This window comes from Sphingomonas sp. GW821-FHT10F11, assembly GCF_058809095.1.
In genome coordinates this window covers 567042-590077 of record NZ_JBXASH010000001.1, presented here as the reverse complement: position 1 = coordinate 590077, position 23036 = coordinate 567042, and the positions used below count along the sequence as shown (strand labels likewise).

Here is a 23036-nt window from a genome sequence, read left to right as displayed (position 1 = left end):
GCCGGTCCGGCCGCCTTGACCAATAGCGCTCCAGAGTTACTCATCCGGAATGACTTCCATATTCCTGAGTTCGCCCCTGGCGTTCGGCGCGCTCCTGTTCGCCGCGCTCCTGCTCTGCATCGAAGCCGGCCGCCGGCTCGGCCTGCGCTGGGCGCCGCGCGACGGCAGTTCGCATGGCGGGACGGCCGCGCTCGACAGCGCGGTGTTCGCCCTGTTCGGGCTGCTGATCGCCTTCACCTTTTCCGGCGCGGCGTCGCGGTTCGATGCGCGGCGCGACCTGATCGTGCAGGAGGCCAATGCGATCGGCACCGCCCATCTGCGCGTCGACCTGATGCCCGGCGCGGACCAGCCGGCGATGCGCGACGATTTCCGCCGCTATGTCGATTCCCGGCTCGCGGCCTATCGGGAGGTGTCCGATCCGGTGGCGTTCAAGGCGGCGCTGGAGCGATCGGCCGTCCTCCAGAACCGCATCTGGAAGCGGGCGGTCGCCGCCACGCAGGAGGCGGGGTCGGCGCCGGCGATCGGCACCCAGTTGCTGCCGGCGATCAACGACATGATCGACATCACCACGACCCGGGCGATGGCGACCCAGATGCATCCGCCGGGGATCGTCTATGTGCTGCTGCTCGGCCTTGCCTTCGCGAGCGCGATGCTGGCCGGCTATGGCGTGGGCGAGGCGCATGCCCGGCACTGGCTGCACAGCGGCATCTTCGCGGCGATCCTGACCGTCACCCTCTATGTCATCGTCGATTTCGAGCATCCGCGCATGGGCAGCATGCGGGTCGACAATTTCGACAACCTGCTGGTGGATGTGCGCAAGTCGATGGGGTGATTACCGTCGCCCTCAGGGCGCCGGCATGGCAGCGGTTCCGGACAGCGCCCGTTTCATCTCGGGCGCCAGTGCCCGCGCGGCGCTGGCGGTGAGATGGTCGGTATCGCGGTACACCGGGATATCGCCCAGCCGCACGGCGCATTGGGGCCCCGCGCACAGCCTGTGCGACGGGAAGAAGGCGTGGACATGCGGCAGGGTCGCCAATCGTGTGAGCAGAGCGTCCGAAAAGGCCATGTGCCTGCGCGCGATCGCGGCCTCGACGCCGCAATTTCCGGCGCGGCCCCACATCGCGGATACCGCGAGACAGCGCGACGGCGCTTTGGGATAGGAGGGCACGTCACCCAGCAGCAGCACCTCGATGCCGCGGGCCGAGAATTGACGGACGGTGCGTTCGAGCGAGGTGGCGATGAGGCGGCGCGATTTCTCGATGGGCGCGTTGGGATCGCCATCGACGCTGAAACGGCCCTTCTTCATCTTGCCGTCATTCTCTTCGGTGAACAGCGACCAGGCGCCGCCGAGCACGACCAGGCGGACATTGGGTCGCACGAGCAGCGCGCGCAACAGGCTCTTGTTGCGCTCCCGGCACTTCGCGCTTCTGAGACCCGCCAATACCGGAACGACGGTATCGGGCGAGGTCCCGATGGGTGGCGCCACACCGGGCAGGGGCAGGCAGCCGCCGACCCAGACCTGGCCGACGGCTTGCTTGCCGTAAATCTCGCGCAGCGCCGGGACGAGATGGCCCGCGTGCGAATCCCCCCAGACGAACACGTTGGTGGCGGCGGGACAGGGAGTCTTGAACAGATTGTCGCCGTTCGACGGATCGCATCGGCCCAGATTGTCGAAATCGGCGCCCGCTGCATCGGCTGCCCGCACGATCGGGGCAACCCGGTTCGGCAGGCCGTGCAGGCGGTGGACGACGAAGCCGGCGGCCGCGACGGCCACAAGGACACCGCCCGCGGCCAGCACCGATTGGCCGGGCGAAAGGCGGCCGATACGCGCGCGGCGGAAAGGCTGCTCGACGAAGCGCCATGACAGGATCGACAGGCCAAGCGCGGCGGCAATCGCGATGGCGGTTTCCAGCGGCGCGAGCGGGCGATCGAGATAATAGGCCCAGAGCGCGAAGATCGGCCAGTGCCAGAGATAGAGCGAGTAGGAGATCAGCCCGATCCCCACCATGGGACGCGCCGACAGGAGGCGCGAGGCAGCGGTCGGGCGCTCCTGCTGCACGGCAAGGACGATCGCCACCGCGCCGAGGCAGGGCAGTAAAGCGGCGAGCCCGGGAAAGGGCGTGGCGGACGAGTACAGGAAGACCGCTGCCAGGATCGCGGCGAGCCCCGCCGCTGCGAGGCCCTGGGCAATGCGCGGCGAGGGCGCCGGGATCAGGCGCAGGGCCAGCAGGGCGCCGATCTCGAACTCCCAGGCGCGTGAGGGCAGGAGATAGAAGGCGGCGACGGGATGCAAGCGCACCGACCAGATCGCAATTGCCAGCGAGAGCAGCAGCACCGACATCAGCGCGATCCGCGCGAGGCGCATGCCGCCCCAGCGCCATGCAGCCCAGAGCAGGAGCGGATGGAGCAGATAGAGCTGCTCCTCGATCGCCAGCGACCAGAGATGCAGCAGGGGGAGCTGGCCCGAGGTCGGGCCGAAATAGCCGGCGTCGCGGTAGAGGACGATGTTCGCGATGAAACCTGCGGCGGCGACCGCATGCTTGCCGAGGCGGGCGAGATCCGAGGGAAGCAGGATGATCAGCCCGGCGGCCAGGGTGGCGAGGATCACCAGCGCCATGGCCGGTACGATGCGGCGCACCCGGCGATCGTAGAAGCGCAGGAAGGAAAAGCCGTCGCCCTCCAGCGCGTTCACGATCAGCGCGGTGATGAGATAGCCCGAGATGACGAAGAAGACGTCGACGCCGACAAAGCCGCCGGTGGCGATGCTCGATCCCGTATGGAAGGCGATGACGGAAAGCACCGCGACGGCGCGCAGGCCGTCGATATCGGGACGGTAGCCGCCCGCTACACTGAAAGGCGCCTTGCCCAATCGCCTTCCCCCTCGATCCGTGTCGCAGCCTTAGGGGATCGGGCCGCTGCGCCGCAAGGCTCAGCGGCGCGGTTTTCGGCTATCGACCGAGGCTGAGCAGATACGGCGCGACCTGCAACGTGAAGATCGTCGTCGGCATACCGGCAAGACCGATGACGGGGGCGATCCGCCGCCGCTTCCGGGGCGTGATCCTGCCCATTCGACGATTCATGACGGTCAGTCCCTGAAGGGCTCGCTGAAGCGGCCGTGACGCGCCTGTTCGGTCAGGCGGGCGAATTCGGACTGGTCCATATGGACCAGGGTCACGTGATCGCCGCCCTCGAAATAGACGTCCGGCTGGGCCTCCAGGCTGTCATCGACGATCGTCGCCACGCCGTATCCGACGCCGAGCGCGGGCACCGCGCCCGGGGCGCAATCGTCGAAGACCGAGGCAAGCGCCCGCTCTTCGGCGAGGCGCGGGCGTGCGCCCAGCTCTTCCTCCAGCTCGTCGAGTTCCACCCGCCGGTCCGACGGGAGCACGGCGAGCAGATAATCGTCTTCGGTGTCGAGCAGGACCGCCTTGGCCAGCCGCTCGGCCGGGATGTGGCAGGCCCGGGCATTCTGGAGCGCGGTGGTGGTCGGCGCATGCGGCACGACCTCGTACACCACACCGCGCCGGTCGAGATAATGCTGCAATTTGGGGGCGACGGTCATGGGAATCCCTCCTTCGTCGTCAGGGCCGAAAGTGTCTCAGAGCGATTGGGAGTGCAGGCCGCTGGGCCGGGCGATGTCCCCCAGCGTCCGGCCGGCGCGTGCCGCCTCGCCATTGTGCGCGAGATCCGTGATCGAGACGATGCCGACCAGGCGCTTGGTGCGATCGAGCACCGGCATGCGGCGGATCTGGAAGTTCGCCATGGTTTCCAGAACCTCCTCCGCTTCGTCGTCCTCGAAGCAATAGCTGACCGTGCCGCTCATCACGTCGCGGATCCTGGCGGAGGGCCTCCGGCCGAGCGCCACGGCGCGGATCGCGATGTCGCGGTCGGTGACGATGCCGACCAGCCGGTCGTTCTCGCCGACCGGAAGCACGCCGGCATCGATATCCGCCATCACCCGCGCTGCATCCTGCACCGTCTCGTCGGGATCGACGATCCGGACCTCGCGCGTCATGCATTCCTTGATCTTCATGGCGACCTCCTTGGCGTTGTCGCGATCGTCCTGGCGGTTCGGCGCGGCCGGCATTTCCGATGTGCTGAACCCACCCGCGGCTGCCACGTCCGGCGGCACGCGCGATCAGGAGAAAAACGTACCGGTCGAGCGGCAGTTCCTCCCGAACAAGGTTAAGCGGTGCTGCGTCGCGCCGGAAATATCGCCCGGAAATATTACGGTGCCGGCGGGCAGGTTCCGGCGCGCGCGGGACGGCGGCAAGGCCGGTGTTCCCTGTCCAGTCCATGCGACTTGCGCAGTCGCGCCAGCATCGCCAGAAGAAGCGACAGTCATTTTGCCCGGAGCATAGCCTTTCCATGACCATCAGCCCGGTCGATTTCGCCAGCCTGTTATGCTCCCGCCTGTGCCACGACCTGCTCAGCCCGGTGGGCGCGCTCAACAACGGACTGGAATTGCTTGCCGACGAGCATGACCCGGAAATGCGCGCCCGCTGCCTGGAACTGCTCGCCGAGAGCGCCAAGGCGTCGGCCAACAAGCTGAAATTCTTCCGGCTCGCCTTCGGCGCGGCGGGAGGATTCGGCGAGACGGTCGATTCGCGCGAGGCGCGCGCGGCGATCGAGGGGCTGTTCGGCGACAATCATCGGGTCAATCTCGGCTGGCTGGTCGAGGACGCGACCCTGCCCAAGGCGGCGATCAAGGTGCTGCTCAACCTGGCGCTGATCGGCGGCGACGCGCTGATCCGCGGCGGCCAGCTCGACGTCGGGGCCGAGGCGGTGGACGGCAATGTCGAGATCGTGGTCCGGGCGGACGGACCGCGCATCGTGCTCGACAACGAATTGCGCACCACGCTGCAGAGCGGCCAGCAGGGCGACACGCTGATCACCCCGCGCGCGGCGGCTGCGTTTCTGGTGCATTCGCTGGTCGCCGAGGGCGGGGGCGCGGTGCAGGTTTCCGATCCCGACGAGGCGGTGCTGTTGTTCGGGGCGGCATTCAAGGGGTGAGTTTCCCATGAGCCTCTCTTTCACGGAGGGGCTTGTGGAGAAGCGACCGAAACGCGCTTAAACCTATCCTCGGTTAAACGCCCCTTTAACCAATCCTTGCCATGGTCGCCGTGCATCCCCGGGGGCCCATGGACGATCTTCTTCAGGAATTCATCGCCGAGACGCGCGAGACGCTTGAGGCGCTCTCGGGCGAGATCGTTGCGTGGGAGGCTTCCCCCGACGATCGCGACCGGCTCGATGCCATTTTCCGCTTCGTGCACACGGTGAAGGGAAGCTGCGGCTTTCTCGATCTGCCGCGCCTCGCCCGATTGAGCCACGCCGCCGAGGACGTGCTCGCCGCGGTCCGCTCGGGCCAACGTCTCCCCGATACGCAGCTGGTCAATGCCGTGCTCGCGATCGTCGACCGGATCGGCGAGATCGTCGAGGCGATCGATGCCGGTGTGCCGCTCGACGATACGGGCGAAGACATGCTGGTTTCCGCGCTCGAGGAGGGATCGTCGGTCCCGACTCAGGCGCATGCGCCGGTCGCCTCTCGCAACCCGACCCGCAGCGTTCGCCTGAACGTCGATCTGCTCGACCGGATGATGAGCGGCATGTCCGACATGGTGCTCGCCCGCAACGAGCTGGCCCGGCGGTTGCGCGACGACGGGGCCGACCCGACCGTTGAGGCGGCGCTCGAACGCCTGTCGCTGACCGTCGCCGAGATGCGCGATACCGTCACGCGCACGCGCATGCAGAAGATCGACGCCTTGTTTTCCGCCCTGCCGCGCATGGTGCGCGATACCGCGGCCGAACTCGGCAAGTCAGTGACGCTTCATGTCGAGGGCAGCGACGTCGAGCTCGATCGCGAGATGATCGAGATGATGCGCGATCCGCTCGTCCATATCGTGCGCAATGCGATCGACCATGGGCTCGAGGCGCCGCTGGAGCGCCGCGCGCTGGGCAAGCGCGAGAGCGGCCGGCTGACCGTTTCCGCCCGGCAATCGGGCAACCAGATCATCATCGAGATCGCCGATGACGGGCGCGGCATCGACACCGACCGGCTGATCGCGAAGATCGCCGGGACTGGCGGGCGCAGCGCCAAGGAACTCGACGCCCTGAGCGACAAGGCGAAGCTCGCCCTGGTGTTCGAGCCAGGCGTTTCGACCAAGGAGGCTGTCACCGCGATTTCCGGGCGCGGTGTCGGCATGGATGTGGTGCGCGCCAATGTCGAGCAGATCGGTGGCCGCATCGAGCTGTCCAACGCGCCGGGCAAGGGCCTGCGCCTTGCCATCCATGTGCCACTGACCCTGTCGATCATCGCGACGATCGGCGTGGGTGTCGGCAACCAGCGTTTCGCGATCTCGCGCCAGGCGATCGAGGAGATCGTCCGGGTGGGCGGCGATGCGATCCGCGTCGACATGCTGGGCGGTACGCCCGCCGCCACGGTGCGCGATCGCCGCATGCCGCTGGTCGACCTGGGGGGGCTGCTCGATCTTTCGGGCGACAATGCTTCGACCATGCTGGTGATCGTCGGCGTGCCCGGCGGCAGCTTCGCACTCGCCGTCGAATCGGTGCTCGATCATGAGGAGCTGGTGATCAAGCCGGCCGCGCCCGCCGTGATGGCGACAGGCGTCTATGCCGGGCAGACCCTGCCTGACAGCGGGCTGCCGATGCTGCTGCTCGACTGTGCAGGCATCGCGAGCGCTGCCGGGCTGCAGTTCGGGAGCGAGGTCGCGGTCGACGACGTGGCCGAGGAAGCGCAGGCGCCGAGCGTCTCCGCCTTGCTGTTCGACGATCTGGACGGCGTGCGGCGGCTGGTGCCGCTGACCATCATCGACCGGATCGAGCCGGTGCCGGTCGAGGCGATCCGCTTCTCCGGCGGGCGCCTGCGGTTGTCGGTCGAGGGCCGGATCATCCCGCTCGCGGTGCAGGGCGAATGGGACATGCACTCCACGATCTCGGTGCTGCGCCTGCGCGATGGCGATGCCGAGATCGGCTATGCGATCGGCGAGGCGCTCGACATCGTCGTCCTGCCCGACACGGTCGTACCGGCGAAGGAAGCGGGACCGGTGGCCGGTGTCGTCTCGATCGACGACGAGCAGATCGAGCTGCTCGATCTTCATTGGCTGTTCGCCACTCATGGTGCCGAGCTCGGTGCTTCCGCGCCGCCGGTCTGCCTGATCGACGGCGCCGAATCCGCCTGGATGAAGACCTTCCTCAAGCCGGTGCTCGAAGGCGCGGGTTACCGTGTCGCGACCAAATTGAAGGCGGGTGAAACCGCTGCCGTGGTGCTGACCATGGGCGCGTCGGAAGCGCCGGCGAAGGGCGGTGTGCCGGTGGTGCGTCTGCGCCGTGACCGTGCCGTCGGCGACCCCGCCGACACCAGCATCTATCGTTACGACCGGGATGGCCTGCTCGCCGCTCTCGCCCAGTCGGCGGGAGGCCGCTGATGTCCGAACTGTTCCTTATCGCTCATATCGCCGGCCGCGCGGTCGCCATCGAATCCCGCCAGGTCGAATCGGTCGTGGACATCGGGGCGATCGTGCCGGTTCCCGGAACCGACCGGCAGGTGCGGGGCCTTGCCGCGCTGCGCAGCCGGGTGGTGACGGTGATCGACACCCATGCCGCGCTCGGCCTGCCGGCGCCGGAGATCGAGGCGACGCGCGCAGTCATCACGCATGTCGAGGGGCATCACTATGCGATCCTGGTCGATTCGCTCGAGGATGTGGCGCCGTTCGATCTGGCGCCGCTCTCGGCGGGCATCGTGCTCGACCGGGGCTGGCACACGACCGGCTGCGGCATCGTCGAACGGGCGGGCGAGCCGATCCTGGCGATCGACCTGCGCGCGCTGGTGCCCGGGCTGACGGCGATCGCCGCATGACGCCGATTAACCCGAAACTCATGTGTTTCGGGCAAACAAGCCGCTCCAACGGGCGGAAACAGGGTGTAAATCAATGAAGACGTGTCTCGTGGTGGACGATTCGAAAGTGATCCGGAAGGTGGCGCGTCACATCCTGGAGACTCTGAACTTCCAGGTTTCCGAGGCCGGCGACGGGCGCGAGGCGCTCGATAGCTGCCTGGCCTCCACGCCCGATGTCGTGCTGCTCGACTGGAACATGCCGGTGATGAGCGGCATGGATTTCCTGCGCGCGCTGCGGGACAGCACGTTGTCGCACCGCCCCAAGGTCGTCTTCTGCACCACCGAGAACGGCATGGCGCATATTCGCGCCGCGATCGAAGCCGGCGCCGACGAATATGTGATGAAGCCGTTCGATCGCGAGACGCTGGAGAGCAAGCTTCAGATCGTCGGCATGGCCTGAAAGGCCCGTTTGCAGTGCCCCTGGGATCAACCCTGAAGACCGGCCGCACCGTCGAGAGCCGGGACCGGCCGCGCATCCTGATCGTTGACGATTCAGTGGTGGCGCGGGCGGTGATCGCGCGTGCGATCGACCTGAGCGGCAAATTCTCGGTCGCAGGCGCGGTGCCGCACGCCAAGGCGGCGCTCGCCTTCCTGCAAGGGCAGCGGGTCGACGGCATCCTGCTCGATATCGAGATGCCCGGCATGAGCGGCCTGACCGCCTTGCCCGAACTGATCGCGGCGAGCGACGGGGCCAAGATACTGGTTGTCTCGTCTTCCTGTGGCGATGGCGCCGCGGCGACGATCGAGGCCCTGTCGCTCGGCGCGGCCGACACGCTGGTGAAGCCCGATATCGGCGATTTCGCCGGGCGCTTCTCCGCCGTGCTAGACGAGAAGCTGTCGCGCCTGTTCGAGGCGACTCACACCGCGATGGGCGACATGCCGCTGGCGACCGACCGCGCCGGCGGCGGATTCGACATCGTGGCGATCGGCGCCTCGACCGGCGGAATCCATGCGCTCAGCCTGTTGTTGCGCGAAATCCCGGCGAGCTTCCAGTTGCCGATCCTGATCACCCAGCATCTTCCGGACAGCTTCATGGTGTATTTCGCCGCCCAGGTGGCGGTTCTTGCCGGGCGGCCCTGCGACGTCGCGACCGACCTGATGCGCATCCGGCCCGGCCGGGTCATCGTGGCCCCCGGCACCGCGCATATCCGCCTGGTGGGTACGAGTGACGGCGCGGCGTTGCGCCTCTCGACCGAGCCGTCGAAAAGCGGCTGTACGCCGTCGGTCGACCCGATGTTCGAAAGCCTGGCCGAGGTGTTCGGCTCGCGAGCGCTCGGCATCGTGCTGAGCGGCATGGGCCGCGACGGCGCCGACGGCGCGCAGCGGATCATCGATCGCGGGGGCAGCGTCGTGGTACAGGACCAGGCAAGCTCAGTCGTGTGGGGCATGCCGGGCGCGGTGGCGACGGGCGGCACCGCCTGTGCGATCATGCCGCCCACGGAAATCGGAAAAATGGTGGCGTCACGCCGGAGGCCCGGATGATGCTGACCCCCGCACCCCGTACCCGGCCCGCCGGCGCGCTCAACGTGCTCGCCGCCCTGCTCGAATCCCGCACCGGGCAGCAGATCGCCGCCAATCGCGAATGGCGGATCGAAACCGCGCTCAAGCCGCTGATGCGCGATCGCGGGCACGAGACGCTCGACGAGCTGGTCGGCGAAGTGCTCCGCTCGCCGATGGTCGGCGACCAGGTGGTCGACGCGCTGCTCAACCAGGAAAGCTCCTTCTTCCGCGATTCCGCGGTGCTCGACATGGTCGCGGAGGCGGTCGATGCGATGCGCGCCGAAGGATTGACGCGTCGCGTGCGGATCTGGTCGGCCGGCTGCTCGCTTGGCCAGGAGCCGCTGTCGCTCGCCATGCTGTTCTCCGAGCGCGACGAGGCAAGCGGCGCGCTTTCCCCCGAGATCGTGGCGACCGACGTTTCCGAAGCCGCCCTCTCCCGGGCGCGTTCCGGGCGCTATTCGCAGTTCGAGATCCAGCGCGGCCTGCCGATCCGCCGCATGATGCAATGGTTCGATCCGGTCGGCGGCGATTGGGTCGCGAAGCCCGAGCTTGTCCGCCAGATTTCGTTCCGCAAGCTCAACCTGGTCGCCGATCCGCTGCCGATCGGCCGGTTCGACATCATCCTGTGCCGTAACGTGCTGCTGTATCTGTCGGCGTCGCTCAGGACCCGGGTGTTCGACCGGCTGGCCGAGGTTGCCCGGCCAGGCGCGCTGCTGGTGCTTGGCGCGGGCGAGACGGTGATCGGCCAGACCGAGGCGTTCCGTCCGAGCCCGCGTTATCGCGGCCTGTACGAGCCCACTGGCGCGGTGCCCTGCGAGCGTGCCATCGCGGTCTGATCGGCGGTTTACATTCGCCGGAACAGGCCGCAAGCGGCCTGCAATGACGCAGGCGATATCCGGCGAGGGGCAGACCCGGGGCTTTGGCGCGCGCGACCTGATCGTCGTGGCGGCGATGAACATCTTGTGGGGCTTCAACATCATCGCGGTGAAGATGGCGGTGAGCGAGATCGCCCCGCTGACCGCCGGCTTCCTTCGGCAAGCGCTCGTCCTGCTCGTCTGCATCGGCTCGCTCAGGATCATGCCCGGCCGGATGAAGGCCCTGACCGCGCTGGGCATCTTGTCGGGCGGCGCCTTTTATGTCGCGACCAACCTGTCGCTCGCGATCACCCATAACGTCGGTGCGCTGGCCATTGCCGGGCAGCTCGGCGTGCCCTTCTCGCTGCTGCTGGCGATCTTCGTGTTCCGCGAAAGGATTCGCCTGCCGCGGGTCGCGGGCATCGTGTTGTCGGTCGCCGGCGTCGGCCTGCTGGTATTCGATCCGACCATGGTCGACGAGATACCGGGGCTCGCGCTGACCGCGCTGGCGAGTTTCATCTGGGCGATCTGCTCGCTCATCCAGCGCAACCTGATCGGCGTGCCGGTGCTGACCATCTATGCCTGGATCGGGCTGTGGGGCTCGATCATCCTCGGCACGATCGCGCTTGTCGTCGAGACCGAGGCGATGTGGGCGATCCCGCACATCCCGCTCCGGACTTTCGGCTGGGTGGTCTTCTCCGCCGTAGGATCGACCGTGATGGGGCAGGGGGCGATGTCCTGGCTGCTCCAGCGCCATCCGGTCAGCGTCGTCACGCCGCTGACGCTCGCGGCGCCGGTCGTGGCCGTGTTTGCGACGGGATGGTATTTCGACACGCCGCCGACCATGCTTATGCTGACGGGCGGTGCTATCGCGATGGTGGGTGTCGCCATCGTCACCATCAGGACCGCGCGCGCAGGGGACATGCCATGACGATCATCGACACGCCCTCGCCCAATTTCGACGAACGCAGCCTGGGGGTCTCGATGATCGTCCTGCATTATACCGGCATGCAGGATGCCCAGGCCGCGATCGACCGGCTGCGCGATCCAGCCGCCAAGGTTTCCGCGCATTATCTCGTGGCCGAGGACGGCACGGTCCTGCGCATGGTGGCCGAGGACAAGCGCGCCTGGCATGCCGGCAAGGCGCGCTGGCGCGGGATCGAGGACGTCAACAGCGCCAGTATCGGCATCGAGATCGTCAATCCGGGCCACGAATTCGGCTATCCGCCCTTCCCCGAACAGCAGATCGACGCGCTGATCCCGCTGGTCGCGACGATCAAGGAACGCCACGGCATCACGCGCGGCAATGTCGTCGGCCATTCGGATATCGCACCGACCCGCAAACAGGACCCGGGCGAGTTGTTTCCGTGGAACCGTCTTGCCCGGCTGCGCCTCGCCTTGCCGCGACCGACCAGGAACCTGATGGACCCGTTGTGGACCGACGCGGGCTTCCTGATCGCGCTCGAGCGGTTCGGTTATGACGTCGCGGACAAGCTGGCGGCGGTCGTCGCGTTTCAGCGCCGCTTCCGCCCCGAGCTGATCGACGGCGAGATCGACGGCGAGTGCCGCTCGATCCTTTTGGCGCTGTTGTTGCCAAAGCCCGCCGGAGACGACTAAGGCGATCCCGCCAGAGGGTCGGGCGGCCGCGTCGTGTGCAAGCACGCCGAGGAAAGTCCGGGCTCCGCGAAACGACGGTGCCGGGTAACGCCCGGCGGGGGCGACCCCAGGGAAAGTGCCACAGAGAGCAGACGGCGAAGGCTTCGGCCCCGCCACGGTGAAAGGGTGCGGCAAGAGCGCACCGCGCGACTGGTAACAGGAGCGGCACGGCAAACCCCACCGGGAGCAAGACCGAATAGGGGCGGCATATGGGCTTCGTTTCAGCTCGTCGCCCGGGTTGGTTGCTTGAGCCCGCATGCGAATGCGGGCCTAGAGGAATGGTCGCCCATCCCTGAAAAGGGTGGACAGAACCCGGCTTACAGACCCTCTGGCATTTTTCCGAACCCCTTCTTTACGCTGCAATGTTTCCGCCGCATGATGATGCGAAGGCGAGGGATCATGCACATATTCAAGGCGGGAATCGCGGCGTTCTCATTGGCGGCGGCCGTCGCGCCGGGCATTGCTCCGGTCGCTGCGCAAAAGCCGGCCTCCATCCAGCAGGATTTCGACAAGGCGACCGCGCTGGACCAGACCAGCGATAAGCCGGCGGCGCTCGCCGCATGGGAAGCGCTGGAACGACGCACGGCGACCAATCCGCGTAGCCACGCCATCGTACTGGTGCGCAAGAGCTCCACGCTGTTCGCGCTCTATCGCAACGATGATGCGGTGGCGGCGGCGCGCGCCGGACTGGCCGGGCTGCCGGCGAAGGACGAGACGCTGAGCAGCGATCGCTACCGTGCCTATCTGAACCTCGCGCGGATCGCCCAGGCCTCGCTCGACTATGCCAGCGCGGTCGCTGCCTATCGTAGTGCGGTCGCTGAGGCGAGCGATGCCGTGGCGGATCGCTTCGTCGCGCTGCTCGGGCTGATCCGCACCGCGACCTTCGTTGATCCAGCGGTGGCGGCGGGGGCCGTGCAACAGGCCAAGGGCATCCTGGCGACCGCCAAGGCCGATCCCGTCGTCACCGCCGAGTTCGACCGGGCCGAGGGGCTGTTGCTGCTCAACACCGGCAATTTTGCCGGTGCTCGCGTCAAATCCGCCGAGGCGGTCAAGCTGCTGGGCGGCCTTACCACCAAGCTCGACCTGCGTGATGTGTCGGCCCGCTCAGACACGGCGATCGCCGCGATGCTGGCCGGCAATTACGACGCCGCCCGGGAGTATATGGCCTATACCGGCGCCGGGCGCATCCCGCAGGGGACGTTCGACCCGGCGGTGCAGATGAAGGCGCCCGCGTGCGGCGGCGAAGGTGGGCTGAAGCCCAACGACATGGCGGTGATCGAATTCAGCATCGGCGACACCGGCGTGGTGACCGACAGCACACCGATCTACGCGGCTGGCGGCGGTGCGGTTGCGCTCGAATTCGCCCGAGCCGCGCTTGGCTGGTCCTGGACGCCGGACCAGGTGAAGGCGCTGCCGCGCTTCTTCCGCTACAATATCCGGCTGGAGATGCGCTGCTCGACTGAGTTCGAGCGGCCCTCGATCGGCGATTTCCTCACCGCCAACCTCGAAACCTGGCTTGTTGCGAAACAGGTGACGATCGCGCCCAAGGGGGAGATGTCGGATGCTCAGGCGCTGCCGCTGCAGCGCGCCGCGGTCGCGGCGGCCGAAGCGAAGGGCAGGGACTCGCTCGACCTGCTGGCGGCGCAATACCGCCTGCTGACCAATGGCGTCCTCCCACGCGAGGAAGGCAATGTGCTGGCGCACCGCGCGCTCGCCATCGCCGATGCGAACGGCGTGCCCGCGCTGCCGCGGCTGGCGCTCGACCTTTCCGAGCTCGGTTCCGCCAAGTCGGCCGGCAAGCGCGGCAGCGACTTCGCACGTGACGCGATGCCGCTGCTGTCGCGTCCGCTTTATGCCGACGATCCGCAGGCCCGGTCCGTCATCAAATTGCTGATCGCCGATGCTGACGAACGGTCCAAGGGTTCGCGGACCCGCGAGTTGCTGCGCCAGGTGGCGGACGATTCCGGGCTGGCCGCGAACGATCCGATGCGTGTCGGCGCTCTGGTCCGCATTGCCTCGATCGAGCAACAGTCCGGCAATGCGCAGGCGGCGCGGGCTGCATTCGAGCGCTCCGGGCTCGCCGCCAACCAGTGCGGCATCGTCGATTCCCCGCCCAAGTTCCTCAGCGCCGGCGGCAGCTTCCCGCAGGAGGCGATGCAATGGGGCTTCGAAGGATGGACCCAGACCCAGTTCGACGTGTCGGCGGAGGGGCGGGTGGTGAACGAGCGGGCCATTCTCAGCTATCCGCCCTTCGTCTTCACCAAGGCGGGCGTGCGCACCATGGCGGGAGCGCGCTATGCCAAGTCCTATCGCCCCGACGGGTCGCTCGGATGCGGTGCGAGCAGCCAGCGAGTCCGATTCACACTTGGTTTCTAGAATCCTGGCTGTGACCGGGGCTCGGGCGCGATAATCGCCAATCTCCCGGTTGCGCTCGCGTCCGCTTCCCCTATGTCGGGCGAATGGCGCGTTCCTCCTCCCGTTCGGTCGATTGGGGTTTTCCCCGCTGGCGCGGCTATGGCGCCGGGCGTGAGGCGACGACGGTGCGGCTGTGCGACCGGCATGGCTGCGACGCGCCCGGCAACTGCCCAGCGCCGAAATCACCCAACAGCCCGGATCGCTGGTATTTCTGCCAGGATCATGCCGCCGAATATAATCGGGGCTGGAATTACTTCGAGGGCCTGACCGCCGAGGAGGCGGCCCAGCGCGAGGCCGACGAGACCCGCACGGCGGACGGCTATGCCGAGTCCAGGCATTATGGCTGGGCCGGGCCGGGCGACGGCAGCCGGTCGCGCGACGAGATGCGCGCGCTCGAACTGCTCGAACTCGAACCGGATGCCGATTTCGAGGCGGTGCGCGTGGCGTGGCGGCGGCTTGCCAAATCCAATCACCCCGATCTTCGCCCCGGCGACAAGGAAGCCGCGACGCGGTTCCAGGCGATCCAGGCGGCGTATGACGTGCTGCGCGCCGCCGAGGACGCGCGGCAGTGGAAACCCGCCGTTTGAAGACTGTCCGGTCGGACTGGTCGAGCACGCTGCTGGTTTGCAAGAAATGCTCGAAGAAGCTGGACGGCGGCTTCGGCTCGAAGGGCCGGACGCCGCTCGCCAAGGCATTGCGCAAGCATCTCGGGCTGAAGAAGGGGCGCAAGGGCAGGGCGGGCATCATCGAGGTCAAATGCCTGGGCGTCTGCCCGCGTGGCGCGGTGACCGTCGTCGATGGCGCGGCGCCGGGTGAATGGATGCTGGTGAAATCCGGCGCGGATCTCGATGCGATTGCCGAAGCTTTGGGCCTGACCGACGATCATGGCTGACGCGCCCATGCCGGCGCTGCTACACGGCGACGCGAAAGGGCCCCGGCATGACGATCGATCGCAGGACGGTGTTGGGCGCGGCGGCATTGCCGCTGGCGGCAAGAGCGGGCGCCACGCTGGCGCCACCTGTCCCCGACGAGACCTATTGGAACGAAATCGCCGGCCAATATGACGTGACGCGCGCCGTGATCCAGCTCGAGCACGGCAATTGGGGCATGATGGCGCGGCCGGTCCTCGCGACGTATCGCGCGCTGGTCGAACGGGTGAACCGCGACACCAGCTTCTATGCCCGGCGCGACATGGTGGGCGACCTGCTGGCGGTGCGGAAGCGGTTGGCGGAGGCGCTTGGCGTCGGCACGGACGAGATCGCCTTCACCCGCAACGCGACGGAGGCGATGAAGACCTTGATCGGCGGGTATAACCGGCTGCGCGCCGGCGACGCGGTCCTCTACGCCGATCTCGACTATGACAGCATGCAGGCTTGCTGCGAGACGCTGGCGCTGCGGCGCGGTGTGAAGATCGTGCGGATCGCGCTGCCCGAGCCGGCCACGCATCAGTCGCTGATTGATGCCTATGCCGCCGCGTTCGACCGGAACCCGGCAATCCGGATGGTGCTGCTCACCCATGTCAGCCACCGCACCGGCCTGGTGCTGCCGGTGCGCGAGATCGCCGCGCTGGCCCGGTCGCGCGGCGCCGATGCGATCGTGGATGCGGCGCATGGTATCGGCCAGCTCGATATCGCCTTGCCCGATCTCGGCGCCGATTTCGTCGGGCTCAACCTCCATAAATGGATGGGCGCGCCGCTCGGTGTCGGCGCGCTCTATGTCCGGCGCGGAAGGCTGGCGGATATCGACCGTGACCTGGCGGTTCGGGCGGACGAGCCGGACGATATCCGTGCGCGCATCCATACCGGCACGGTCGACTACGCGGCGCAATTGACGGTGCCTGCGGCGCTCGATTTCCAGCAGGCGATCGGTGGGGCGAACCGGGAGCGTCGGCTCCGCGCGCTGCGCGATCGTTGGGTGATGCCGCTGCGCGCGGACAACAGGATCGAGATACTGACGCCCGACGACCAGCGGTTGCATTGCGGCATCACCTCGTTCCGCCTCCGCGGTCGCACCTCGCACGACGAGAATGTGGCGTTGGCGAAACGGCTGCTCGACCGGTACCGCATCTTCACCGTGCACCGTGATGGCGTCGCCTCCGGCTCTTGTATTCGGGTGACGCCGTCACTGGCGAGCCGCGCGGAAGATCCCGATCGCCTGGTCGCGGCGCTAGGCCGGATTCTCGCGGAAAGCTGAGGGGGTCATGTCTCGTAGCGCGCCGCGGTCTGGCGGATCAGGGCGATCATGTTGGGGATGCCCTGGGTGCGGTTCGAGCTGAGCTGGTTCTTCAGGTCGAAGGGCGCGAGCGCTGCTTCGATATCGGTGGCGAGGATGGCGGCGGGTGGCTGGTCCTGTACCGTCAGCAGCACCAGCGCGATGATGCCCTTGGTGATCGCGGCGTTGGAATCGGCGAGGAAATGGAGTCTGCCGTCGTCGCGGACCGTGGGATAGACCCATACCGAGGCGGAGCAGCCGCGGACCAGGGTGGTATCGGTCTTCAACGCCCCGGGCATCGGCTCCAGGTCCTTGCCCAGATCGATCAGCAGACGATAGCGGTCGTCGGCGTCGAGGAAACTGTATTCGTCTTGCAGGTCGGCGAGGCTTTGCATGGGGTGGGCGCTAGGGCCTGTGCCGATCAAAATCAAACCGGGAGATTGTCCTTCCCCCGGTGAAAGCCGAGGCCAGTCGGGAAGGCTCCAGTGATGGAGCGCAACGTCAGTCTACAAGCGTCCCCCAACTGAGCCCAGTGCAGGGTTGAACATGCCCCGCATGTTCAAGGATCGTCCGGGGGACGATCCGACCAGCACTCTTCGCCGGGGAAGGGCGTATGAAATTAACGCTGCCTCTGAGATTACCGCGCCGCTTCGCACCTGGGGCTTAGGCGGCGCGGTGAGGTCAGAGATCCACCCCGGCAGCGATCGCCTCGAGCTTGCGGATGCGTTCCTTGAGGTCGGCGATCTCGATGCGGGCGCTGGCATTGGGCATGGCCGGGGCGGCGTGCAGGTCGCCCTGAACGTGCAGTTCCTGGTGCTTCAGGGCCAGCCAGCCGCGCCAGCCGGTGAGGGTGGCGTAGGTCAGCATGCCGAGGCCGGCGAGCGTCGCCATGGCAATGGTGATGTAGAAGTTCGGATCGGTCATGATCCCTGCTCCTTCGGTCAAGTGCGGTCGCGCAGCTTTTCGATCTCGCGATCGAGGCGTGCGCCGCTGGTGTCGTTTTCGGTGGCGAGCCGTTCGAGGACCGCCAGGCGTTCCTTCATGGCCCGGAGTTCGTCGCGCAGCCGCTGATTCTCGGCCTGGGCGGCGCCATCGTCGCGAAGGCTGAACTCGTTGCCCTTGCGGTCGCGGCCGACGCCGTAGCGGGCCTGAAGGACCCTGCCGATCGTCACGACCACAACGATCACGGCGACCATTTCAAAGGGGTTCATATGCTAACTCCCTGTATTCGAAAGAGCTTCTTCAGAGAGCCTTGCCGGCCTCGCGCTCGAGGCGGCGGCGGGGGGCATCGACCCTCTCGCAGAGGTAGACGGCGACACCGGCAATGGCGGCCATCACGGCCAGGAAGATAATCATCGTGCAATCCTTCTATTCGAAATTCAGTTGAGCGGGGGCTGATCGCGGAGCTTCTCGATCTCGTCCGCGACATCGATGCCGCGATCGGTGACGATCCGTTCCAGCACGCGCACCCGTTGTTCGAGGCCGCCGGTCTGGGACGCATATTGCGCGGCCTTCTCGGCGATCATCTTGGCTTCCAGTTCCATCTGCTTCTCGCGATGGGCGAGCCACGGCTTGACGATCACGCCGCCGATCACCGCCACAAGTCCGACCGAAATGCCGAGGATCGGGATCAGGAAAACGAAATTGAATCCCATCATGTCACTCCTTAATCGCGGGTGCGGAGCGCCTCGATCTCGCGAGCGGTGCGCTCGGCGGGATCGGTGGCGATGCGTTCGAGGACGGCAATCCGCTCCTCGAGGCGGGAAACCTGACCCACCAGCCGCTCGTTTTCGGTCGAGAGCAGGTGGATCTTGCGTTCGGCATCGGGACCGTCATCGGCGTAGCGATCGCGGTACCGGCGGCTCCGGCGGCTTTCGATCGGCAGGCCGTGCCGGGCCCGGATCCACATCTTCGCGACACCGCCAAGCATGGCGAGAGCGATGATCGCGAGGACGAAAACTTGACCGTTATGCATCGTTGTAACTCCTGAGCCTGTGCGCTTCAGCGCAGCTCGTCGATTTGGCGGGCAGTGCGCTCGGCGGGATCGGTTGCGATGCGTTCCAGCACTGCGATCCGTTCCTCCAGCCGGCTGATCTGCCCGGCCTGGCGCTCATTTTCCGTCGTAAGCAGCTGGATCTTGCGCTCCGCGTCGGGGTCTCCCTTCGCGGTCTTGCCTGACCACTCATCCTCGAGAGGATAGCCGTGGCGGGCGCGGACCCAGTTGTTGATGATCCAGCCGGCGTAGGAGATTGCGATGATCGCAATCACGAAGCCCGGTCCACCCCAAGTCATCTTGTTTCTCCCTGTTCGGCCGGGTGTTTCAGCGCAGGCTGTCGATCTCGTCGGCGAGGCGGCTGTTGCGGCTGGTGTACATCATCTCGATGTCGGCGAGCCGGCGGTCGATGTCGCGGAACTTGGAGCGGACCTCGGCGGTCGAGCGCTTCGGGTTCGAACGGACACCCTGCCAGAACTTCGCATCCTCGGGGCTGTCGTACAGGCCGTAGGGCTTGCTCTCGGCCATCCAGGCGACCAGCCAGTAGGCGAGCAGTGTCCAGGGGAAGCCGCCGGCGATGGTGAGGATCACGGCACCGACGCGGACCCAGGTGACATCGACACCGGTATAATCGGCGATCCCGGAGCAGACGCCCAGCCATTTGCGGTTCTGCTTGTCGAGGTAGAATTTGGTGCGGCTTGCGGACATCTCAGTTGCTCCTCGAAAGGTCGGTGTCGGTGGACTGGACGGACGGCATGCCGGGCCTCCAGTCGGGATGGTCGGCGGCGACGATCCGCTCGACGGTATTCAGGCGGTCTTCGAGCCGGCGGGCGAGATAGTGCAGCTCATCGAGCAGATTCTCGTCCTCGGTCGTGATCTTGGGGGCCTGTTTCCACTTGGTGACATAGTGGAGGATCACCCACGGCATTCCGATGAACAGGATGCTGCAGACGACGAGGGGGATAAGCACATCTTCCATCTCAGGCGTCCTTCGAGCCGGCGGCGCGTGCCTTCATCGCGGCGAGTTCCGCCTCGACCTTCTCGCTTGCCTTCAGCTCCGCGATCTCCTCTTCGAGGCTCTTCGGGGCGCCCATGCCGGCGACTTCGGCGCGGCCCTCGGCCATGTCGACTCGGCGCTCCATGATCTCGAAGCGCGAGAAGGCGTCCTGGATCTTCGGGCCGGCATACATCTCGCGCAGCTTGTAGCGGTTGTGCGCGGTCTCGAGCCGGGTGACGATCGAGTTCTGGCGGGTGCGGGCCTCGCGAAGCTTGGTCTGCAGCTTGTTGATGTCCTCTTCGGAAGCCTTGAGCGCTTCGTCGAGCACCGAGATCTCGCCGGTCAGCTGGACGGCCATGTCGGCTGCCTTCTGCTTCTCGACCAGGGCGGCCTTGGCCAGGTCCTCGCGGCCCTTGGACAGGGCCAGCTCGGCCTTTTCGGTCCAGCTTTCCTGCAGATTCTCGAGCTTCGAGATATGGCGGCGCATCTCCTTCTGGTCCGCGATGGTGCGCGCGGCGGAGGCGCGAACCTCGACCAGGGTCTCCTCCATCTCGAGGATGATCATGCGGATCATCTTGGCGGGGTCTTCCGCCTTGTCGAGCAGATCGGTGAAGTTGGCGGCGATGATGTCGCGGGTTCGGGAAAAAATGCCCATCTCGAAAACTCTCCTATTAGGTACGCAGGATACTGGGTGAAGGGTTGAAGGGGTGCCGGGGCGGTGCAAGGGGTGGCCGCCCCGGCAGCGCCGCCTGAGGATCAGGCGGCGGTCTGGGTGTAGAGGGCTGCCGGAGCAGCCTGGGCCGGCGCGACGGCGCCAAGCAGGAAGGTGGAGCCGAGCACGATCGCACAAGCGATGGCTGCGACGGTGTGGCGGAGGTCGCCGGCTTTGTAGGTGCTGTTCATCATTCTATTCCCTGAAACTGGCTGTTCGTGGCGCCCCGTGGGGCTGATGCCAGAAGCATTGCAGGGAGCGTGCCAGTTTCGAAAAGCGCGGTTTTCCGCCATTTTCGGCTGAACGCCATATGAACCGATTCAAAATATCTTGCCAAGCCTTGGGAAATTACGCCAAGGCTTGGGCATGGATCGTACTACCCAGGTCATCGGCCAGTCGAACGTCTTTCTCGAGACGCTGGAGCGCGCCAGCCGTGCCGCCGCGCTCGACCGTCCGGTGCTGGTGATCGGCGAGCGCGGCACCGGCAAGGAGCTGGTCGCCGAGCGTCTCCACCGCCTGTCGCCGCGCTGGGACCAGCCACTGGTGGTGATGAACTGTGCGGCGCTGCCCGAGACGCTGATCGAGGCGGAGCTGTTCGGGCATGAGGCAGGGGCCTTTACCGGTGCGACCAAATCGCGGGTCGGGCGCTTCGAGGAGGCGCATGGCGGCACCTTGTTCCTCGATGAACTCGGCACGCTGTCGATGGGCGCGCAGGAGCGGCTGCTGCGCGCGGTCGAATATGGCGAGATCACCCGGATCGGGTCGTCGCGGCCGTTGCAGGTCGATGTGCGCATCGTGGCGGCGACCAACGAGAATCTGCCCGACAAGGTTGCCCGGCACCAGTTCCGCGCCGACCTGCTCGACCGGTTGTCGTTCGAAGTAGTGACCCTGCCGCCGCTCCGCGCCCGCCCGGGCGACGTGCTGGTGCTGGCCGAGCATTTCGGACGGCGCATGGCCTCCGAAATGGGCTTCGACGATTGGCCGGGCTTCGGCCCGAACGCCATGGCGGCGATGGTCGACTATCAATGGCCTGGCAATGTGCGCGAGCTGCGCAACGTGGTGGAGCGCGCCGTCTATCGCTGGGAGCAGGCCGGGCCGATCGACGCGATCGAGTTCGATCCGTTCCATTCGCCCTATCGCCCGGCGCCCGCCGGCGCGCCATTGGTCTCAGCGCCGGCACCGGTGGCGGTCGCCGAAAGCGCGCCGCCCATCGCGGCGCCGGTCGAGGAAGCGGATGAGGAACCGGCCGACTTCAAGACGCGCACCGCCCGGTTCGAGCGCGACCTGCTCACCCGGGCGCTCGGCGAGCACCGGTTCAACCAGCGGGCGACCGCCGAGGCCCTGGGATTGAGCTACGACCAGCTCCGCCACGCGCTGAAGCGCCACGGGCTGATTGCAGCGGGGTAGGGCGGCTTATCGGGCCGCGGTCATCGCCAGCAGCATCGGGATCGACAGCAGCACATTGGTACGCGAGGCCAGCATCGCGACGCGGGCCGACTTCGCCTTGGACGCATCGTCCGCCGCGACCAGACCGAGCGCGCGCTTCTGGTTCGGCCAGATGATGAACCACACGTTGAACGCCATGATCAGCGCCAGATACATGCCGATGCCGATCAGCCGTGCCGGCTCCTGCAGGGTCAGCGCCTCGTGCAGCTCATGATAGAGATAGGCGAGGATCAGACCGGTCAGCACGGTGAAGGCGGCTGCCCAGCGGAAATAGAACAATGCCTTGGGCGCGATATATTTAGAGACGCCGGGTTTCAGCTCGGCCGGGATCGACGGCATGGTCGGGATCTGCACGAAGTTGAAATAATAGAGCAGGCCGATCCAGGTGACCCCGAAGAACACGTGAAGCCACTGGAACACGCCGAGCGCTGCGGACGGCGGCGCATAATAGGGTGCGAACATCAAGCCGACCGCCAGCAGCACGCCGACCGCAATCGTGATCCGCAGATCAGTGAGTATCTTGTCCATCAGGGTTTCCCTCCCATTTTAGGGGTGCCTGAAGCGCCCCTTCTTGCCCGGCGCGAATGGTAGGCGGTCCGATTTCGTTTGTCACACGTAACGACACCGATAAATGCGCGTCGGACGGTGAACAACGAGGGCGTACGCTCGTTGGACCGTTGCAACACCAGACGATGGAGCTCCTCCCAATGGCTTTCGAACTACCGCCGCTGCCCTATGCCTATGACGCGCTGGAACCGACCATCAACGAAGAGACGATGAAGTTCCATCACGACAAGCATCACAAGGCCTATACCGACAAGCTCAACGAGGGTGTCGAGAAGGACCCGTCGCTGGCGGGCAAGACGATCGAGGAGATCCTCGGCGTCATCTCATCGCAGCCGCCGCTGGTCCGCAACAATGGCGGCGGTTACTGGAATCACGACTTCTTCTGGAAGATCATGACGCCGGGCGGCGGCACGCCATCGGGCAAGCTGGCCGAGGCGATCACTGCCTATGGCGGGCTCGACAAGCTCAAGGAAGATTTCAACACCAAGGGCGCGGGCCAGTTCGGCTCAGGCTGGGCCTGGGTGATCGCCGATGCCGACGGCAAGCTGCAGGTTACCAGCACGCCCAACCAGGACAATCCGTTGATGGACGACGTCGCAGTGAAGGGCACGCCGATCCTGGGCAACGACGTGTGGGAGCACGCTTATTATCTGACGTACCGCAACGACCGCCCCGGCTATCTCAAGGCCTGGTGGGACGTGGTGAACTGGGACGAAGCCGGCCGTATCTACGACAGCGTCGTAGGCTGACCTTCTAAAGCCCCTTCCCTG

At 66.6% G+C, this 23036-nt stretch carries 30 protein-coding genes and 1 other RNA gene; 16 read left to right on the top strand and 15 right to left on the bottom strand.

Annotation, left to right across the window (positions count from 1 at the left end; genetic code table 11):
* The first annotated feature begins 49 nt into the window (after nt 1-49).
* Nucleotides 50-832, top strand: a complete 783-nt coding sequence (locus AC1RT8_RS02815) for a bestrophin-like domain (RefSeq protein ID WP_493074075.1) — start codon at nt 50-52, stop codon at nt 830-832.
* A 12-nt stretch (nt 833-844) separates the two neighbouring features.
* Here the strand turns inward: AC1RT8_RS02815 and AC1RT8_RS02810 are convergent, their stop codons facing one another.
* From AC1RT8_RS02810 to AC1RT8_RS02795, 4 genes are all read right to left on the bottom strand, one after another.
* The gene (locus AC1RT8_RS02810) at nt 845-2869 is read right to left on the bottom strand and encodes an acyltransferase family protein (RefSeq protein WP_493074074.1); all 2025 of its coding nucleotides are present in this window, start codon (nt 2867-2869) and stop codon (nt 845-847) included.
* Nucleotides 2870-2948: 79 nt separating this feature from the next.
* Nucleotides 2949-3080, bottom strand: coding sequence for a hypothetical protein (locus tag AC1RT8_RS02805; RefSeq protein WP_493074073.1), 132 nt, complete (start codon nt 3078-3080; stop codon nt 2949-2951).
* A gap of 5 nt (nt 3081-3085) precedes the next feature.
* Complete coding sequence (locus tag AC1RT8_RS02800) at nt 3086-3562, bottom strand: aminoacyl-tRNA deacylase (RefSeq protein WP_493074072.1); 477 nt, start codon at nt 3560-3562, stop codon at nt 3086-3088.
* Between the two features lie 36 nt (nt 3563-3598).
* Nucleotides 3599-4033 carry a CBS domain-containing protein gene (locus AC1RT8_RS02795; RefSeq protein ID WP_493074071.1) on the bottom strand — a complete coding sequence of 145 codons (435 nt, stop codon included), beginning with the start codon at nt 4031-4033 and terminating at the stop codon, nt 3599-3601.
* Nucleotides 4034-4368: 335 nt separating this feature from the next.
* On the opposite strand from AC1RT8_RS02795, the gene AC1RT8_RS02790 reads away from it, so the two are divergent.
* From AC1RT8_RS02790 to AC1RT8_RS02730, 13 genes are all read left to right on the top strand, one after another.
* On the top strand, nt 4369-5013 hold the full coding sequence (locus tag AC1RT8_RS02790; RefSeq protein WP_493074070.1) for a histidine phosphotransferase family protein: 645 nt from the start codon (nt 4369-4371) through the stop codon (nt 5011-5013).
* A gap of 128 nt (nt 5014-5141) precedes the next feature.
* Nucleotides 5142-7445, top strand: coding sequence for a chemotaxis protein CheA (locus tag AC1RT8_RS02785; protein WP_493074069.1), 2304 nt, complete (start codon nt 5142-5144; stop codon nt 7443-7445).
* Complete coding sequence (locus tag AC1RT8_RS02780; protein WP_493074068.1) at nt 7445-7876, top strand: chemotaxis protein CheW; 432 nt, start codon at nt 7445-7447, stop codon at nt 7874-7876. Before AC1RT8_RS02785 ends, AC1RT8_RS02780 begins: the two co-directional genes overlap by 1 nt.
* Nucleotides 7877-7949: 73 nt before the next feature.
* A complete protein-coding gene (locus tag AC1RT8_RS02775) occupies nt 7950-8315 on the top strand; it encodes a response regulator (protein WP_493074067.1) in 366 nt (121 codons plus the stop codon).
* 20 nt (nt 8316-8335) lie between these two features.
* Nucleotides 8336-9397 carry a chemotaxis protein CheB gene (locus AC1RT8_RS02770; RefSeq protein ID WP_493074664.1) on the top strand — a complete coding sequence of 354 codons (1062 nt, stop codon included), beginning with the start codon at nt 8336-8338 and terminating at the stop codon, nt 9395-9397.
* Nucleotides 9394-10251, top strand: a complete 858-nt coding sequence (locus tag AC1RT8_RS02765; protein WP_493074066.1) for a CheR family methyltransferase — start codon at nt 9394-9396, stop codon at nt 10249-10251. Before AC1RT8_RS02770 ends, AC1RT8_RS02765 begins: the two co-directional genes overlap by 4 nt.
* A 43-nt stretch (nt 10252-10294) precedes the next feature.
* The gene (locus tag AC1RT8_RS02760) at nt 10295-11200 is read left to right on the top strand and encodes a DMT family transporter (RefSeq protein WP_493074065.1); all 906 of its coding nucleotides are present in this window, start codon (nt 10295-10297) and stop codon (nt 11198-11200) included.
* Entirely contained in the window at nt 11197-11886 is a 690-nt protein-coding gene (locus AC1RT8_RS02755) for an N-acetylmuramoyl-L-alanine amidase (RefSeq protein WP_493074064.1), read from the top strand. Before AC1RT8_RS02760 ends, AC1RT8_RS02755 begins: the two co-directional genes overlap by 4 nt.
* Nucleotides 11887-11896: 10 nt before the next feature.
* Nucleotides 11897-12261, top strand: an RNA gene (rnpB, locus tag AC1RT8_RS02750) — RNase P RNA component class A.
* Nucleotides 12262-12324: 63 nt separating this feature from the next.
* A complete protein-coding gene (locus AC1RT8_RS02745) occupies nt 12325-14301 on the top strand; it encodes a hypothetical protein (protein ID WP_493074063.1) in 1977 nt (658 codons plus the stop codon).
* Between the two features lie 83 nt (nt 14302-14384).
* The gene (locus AC1RT8_RS02740) at nt 14385-14927 is read left to right on the top strand and encodes a J domain-containing protein (RefSeq protein WP_493074062.1); all 543 of its coding nucleotides are present in this window, start codon (nt 14385-14387) and stop codon (nt 14925-14927) included.
* Complete coding sequence (locus AC1RT8_RS02735) at nt 14924-15232, top strand: hypothetical protein (RefSeq protein WP_493074061.1); 309 nt, start codon at nt 14924-14926, stop codon at nt 15230-15232. The genes AC1RT8_RS02740 and AC1RT8_RS02735 overlap by 4 nt, the downstream gene beginning before the upstream one ends.
* 47 nt (nt 15233-15279) lie before the next feature.
* A complete protein-coding gene (locus AC1RT8_RS02730; RefSeq protein WP_493074060.1) occupies nt 15280-16533 on the top strand; it encodes an aminotransferase class V-fold PLP-dependent enzyme in 1254 nt (417 codons plus the stop codon).
* Between the two features lie 5 nt (nt 16534-16538).
* On the opposite strand, the gene AC1RT8_RS02725 is transcribed toward AC1RT8_RS02730, so the two are convergent.
* From AC1RT8_RS02725 to AC1RT8_RS02680, 10 genes are all read right to left on the bottom strand, one after another.
* Nucleotides 16539-16946 carry a SufE family protein gene (locus tag AC1RT8_RS02725; RefSeq protein ID WP_493074059.1) on the bottom strand — a complete coding sequence of 136 codons (408 nt, stop codon included), beginning with the start codon at nt 16944-16946 and terminating at the stop codon, nt 16539-16541.
* A 286-nt stretch (nt 16947-17232) separates the two neighbouring features.
* On the bottom strand, nt 17233-17475 hold the full coding sequence (locus AC1RT8_RS02720; protein ID WP_493074058.1) for a hypothetical protein: 243 nt from the start codon (nt 17473-17475) through the stop codon (nt 17233-17235).
* Nucleotides 17476-17492: 17 nt separating this feature from the next.
* A complete protein-coding gene (locus AC1RT8_RS02715) occupies nt 17493-17762 on the bottom strand; it encodes a hypothetical protein (RefSeq protein ID WP_493074057.1) in 270 nt (89 codons plus the stop codon).
* Nucleotides 17763-17930: 168 nt separating this feature from the next.
* On the bottom strand, nt 17931-18206 hold the full coding sequence (locus AC1RT8_RS02710; protein WP_493074056.1) for a hypothetical protein: 276 nt from the start codon (nt 18204-18206) through the stop codon (nt 17931-17933).
* A gap of 11 nt (nt 18207-18217) precedes the next feature.
* Nucleotides 18218-18526, bottom strand: a complete 309-nt coding sequence (locus AC1RT8_RS02705; RefSeq protein WP_493074055.1) for a hypothetical protein — start codon at nt 18524-18526, stop codon at nt 18218-18220.
* Between the two features lie 26 nt (nt 18527-18552).
* Nucleotides 18553-18843 carry a hypothetical protein gene (locus tag AC1RT8_RS02700; RefSeq protein WP_372854774.1) on the bottom strand — a complete coding sequence of 97 codons (291 nt, stop codon included), beginning with the start codon at nt 18841-18843 and terminating at the stop codon, nt 18553-18555.
* Between the two features lie 28 nt (nt 18844-18871).
* Entirely contained in the window at nt 18872-19252 is a 381-nt protein-coding gene (gene pspC, locus AC1RT8_RS02695; RefSeq protein WP_493074054.1) for an envelope stress response membrane protein PspC, read from the bottom strand.
* Between the two features lies 1 nt (nt 19253).
* Nucleotides 19254-19523, bottom strand: coding sequence for an envelope stress response membrane protein PspB (gene pspB / locus AC1RT8_RS02690; RefSeq protein WP_493074053.1), 270 nt, complete (start codon nt 19521-19523; stop codon nt 19254-19256).
* Between the two features lies 1 nt (nt 19524).
* The gene (pspA, locus tag AC1RT8_RS02685; RefSeq protein WP_493074052.1) at nt 19525-20196 is read right to left on the bottom strand and encodes a phage shock protein PspA; all 672 of its coding nucleotides are present in this window, start codon (nt 20194-20196) and stop codon (nt 19525-19527) included.
* 101 nt (nt 20197-20297) lie between these two features.
* On the bottom strand, nt 20298-20444 hold the full coding sequence (locus AC1RT8_RS02680) for a hypothetical protein (RefSeq protein WP_493074051.1): 147 nt from the start codon (nt 20442-20444) through the stop codon (nt 20298-20300).
* Between the two features lie 175 nt (nt 20445-20619).
* Between AC1RT8_RS02680 and pspF the strand changes: the two genes are divergently transcribed.
* On the top strand, nt 20620-21660 hold the full coding sequence (pspF, locus tag AC1RT8_RS02675; RefSeq protein ID WP_493074050.1) for a phage shock protein operon transcriptional activator: 1041 nt from the start codon (nt 20620-20622) through the stop codon (nt 21658-21660).
* 6 nt (nt 21661-21666) lie between these two features.
* On the opposite strand, the gene AC1RT8_RS02670 is transcribed toward pspF, so the two are convergent.
* Nucleotides 21667-22227 carry a urate hydroxylase PuuD gene (locus AC1RT8_RS02670; RefSeq protein WP_493074049.1) on the bottom strand — a complete coding sequence of 187 codons (561 nt, stop codon included), beginning with the start codon at nt 22225-22227 and terminating at the stop codon, nt 21667-21669.
* Between the two features lie 179 nt (nt 22228-22406).
* Between AC1RT8_RS02670 and AC1RT8_RS02665 the strand changes: the two genes are divergently transcribed.
* Nucleotides 22407-23015: a superoxide dismutase gene (locus tag AC1RT8_RS02665; RefSeq protein WP_493074048.1), complete on the top strand. Its 609-nt coding sequence runs from the start codon at nt 22407-22409 to the stop codon at nt 23013-23015.
* Nucleotides 23016-23036: the final 21 nt, after the last annotated feature.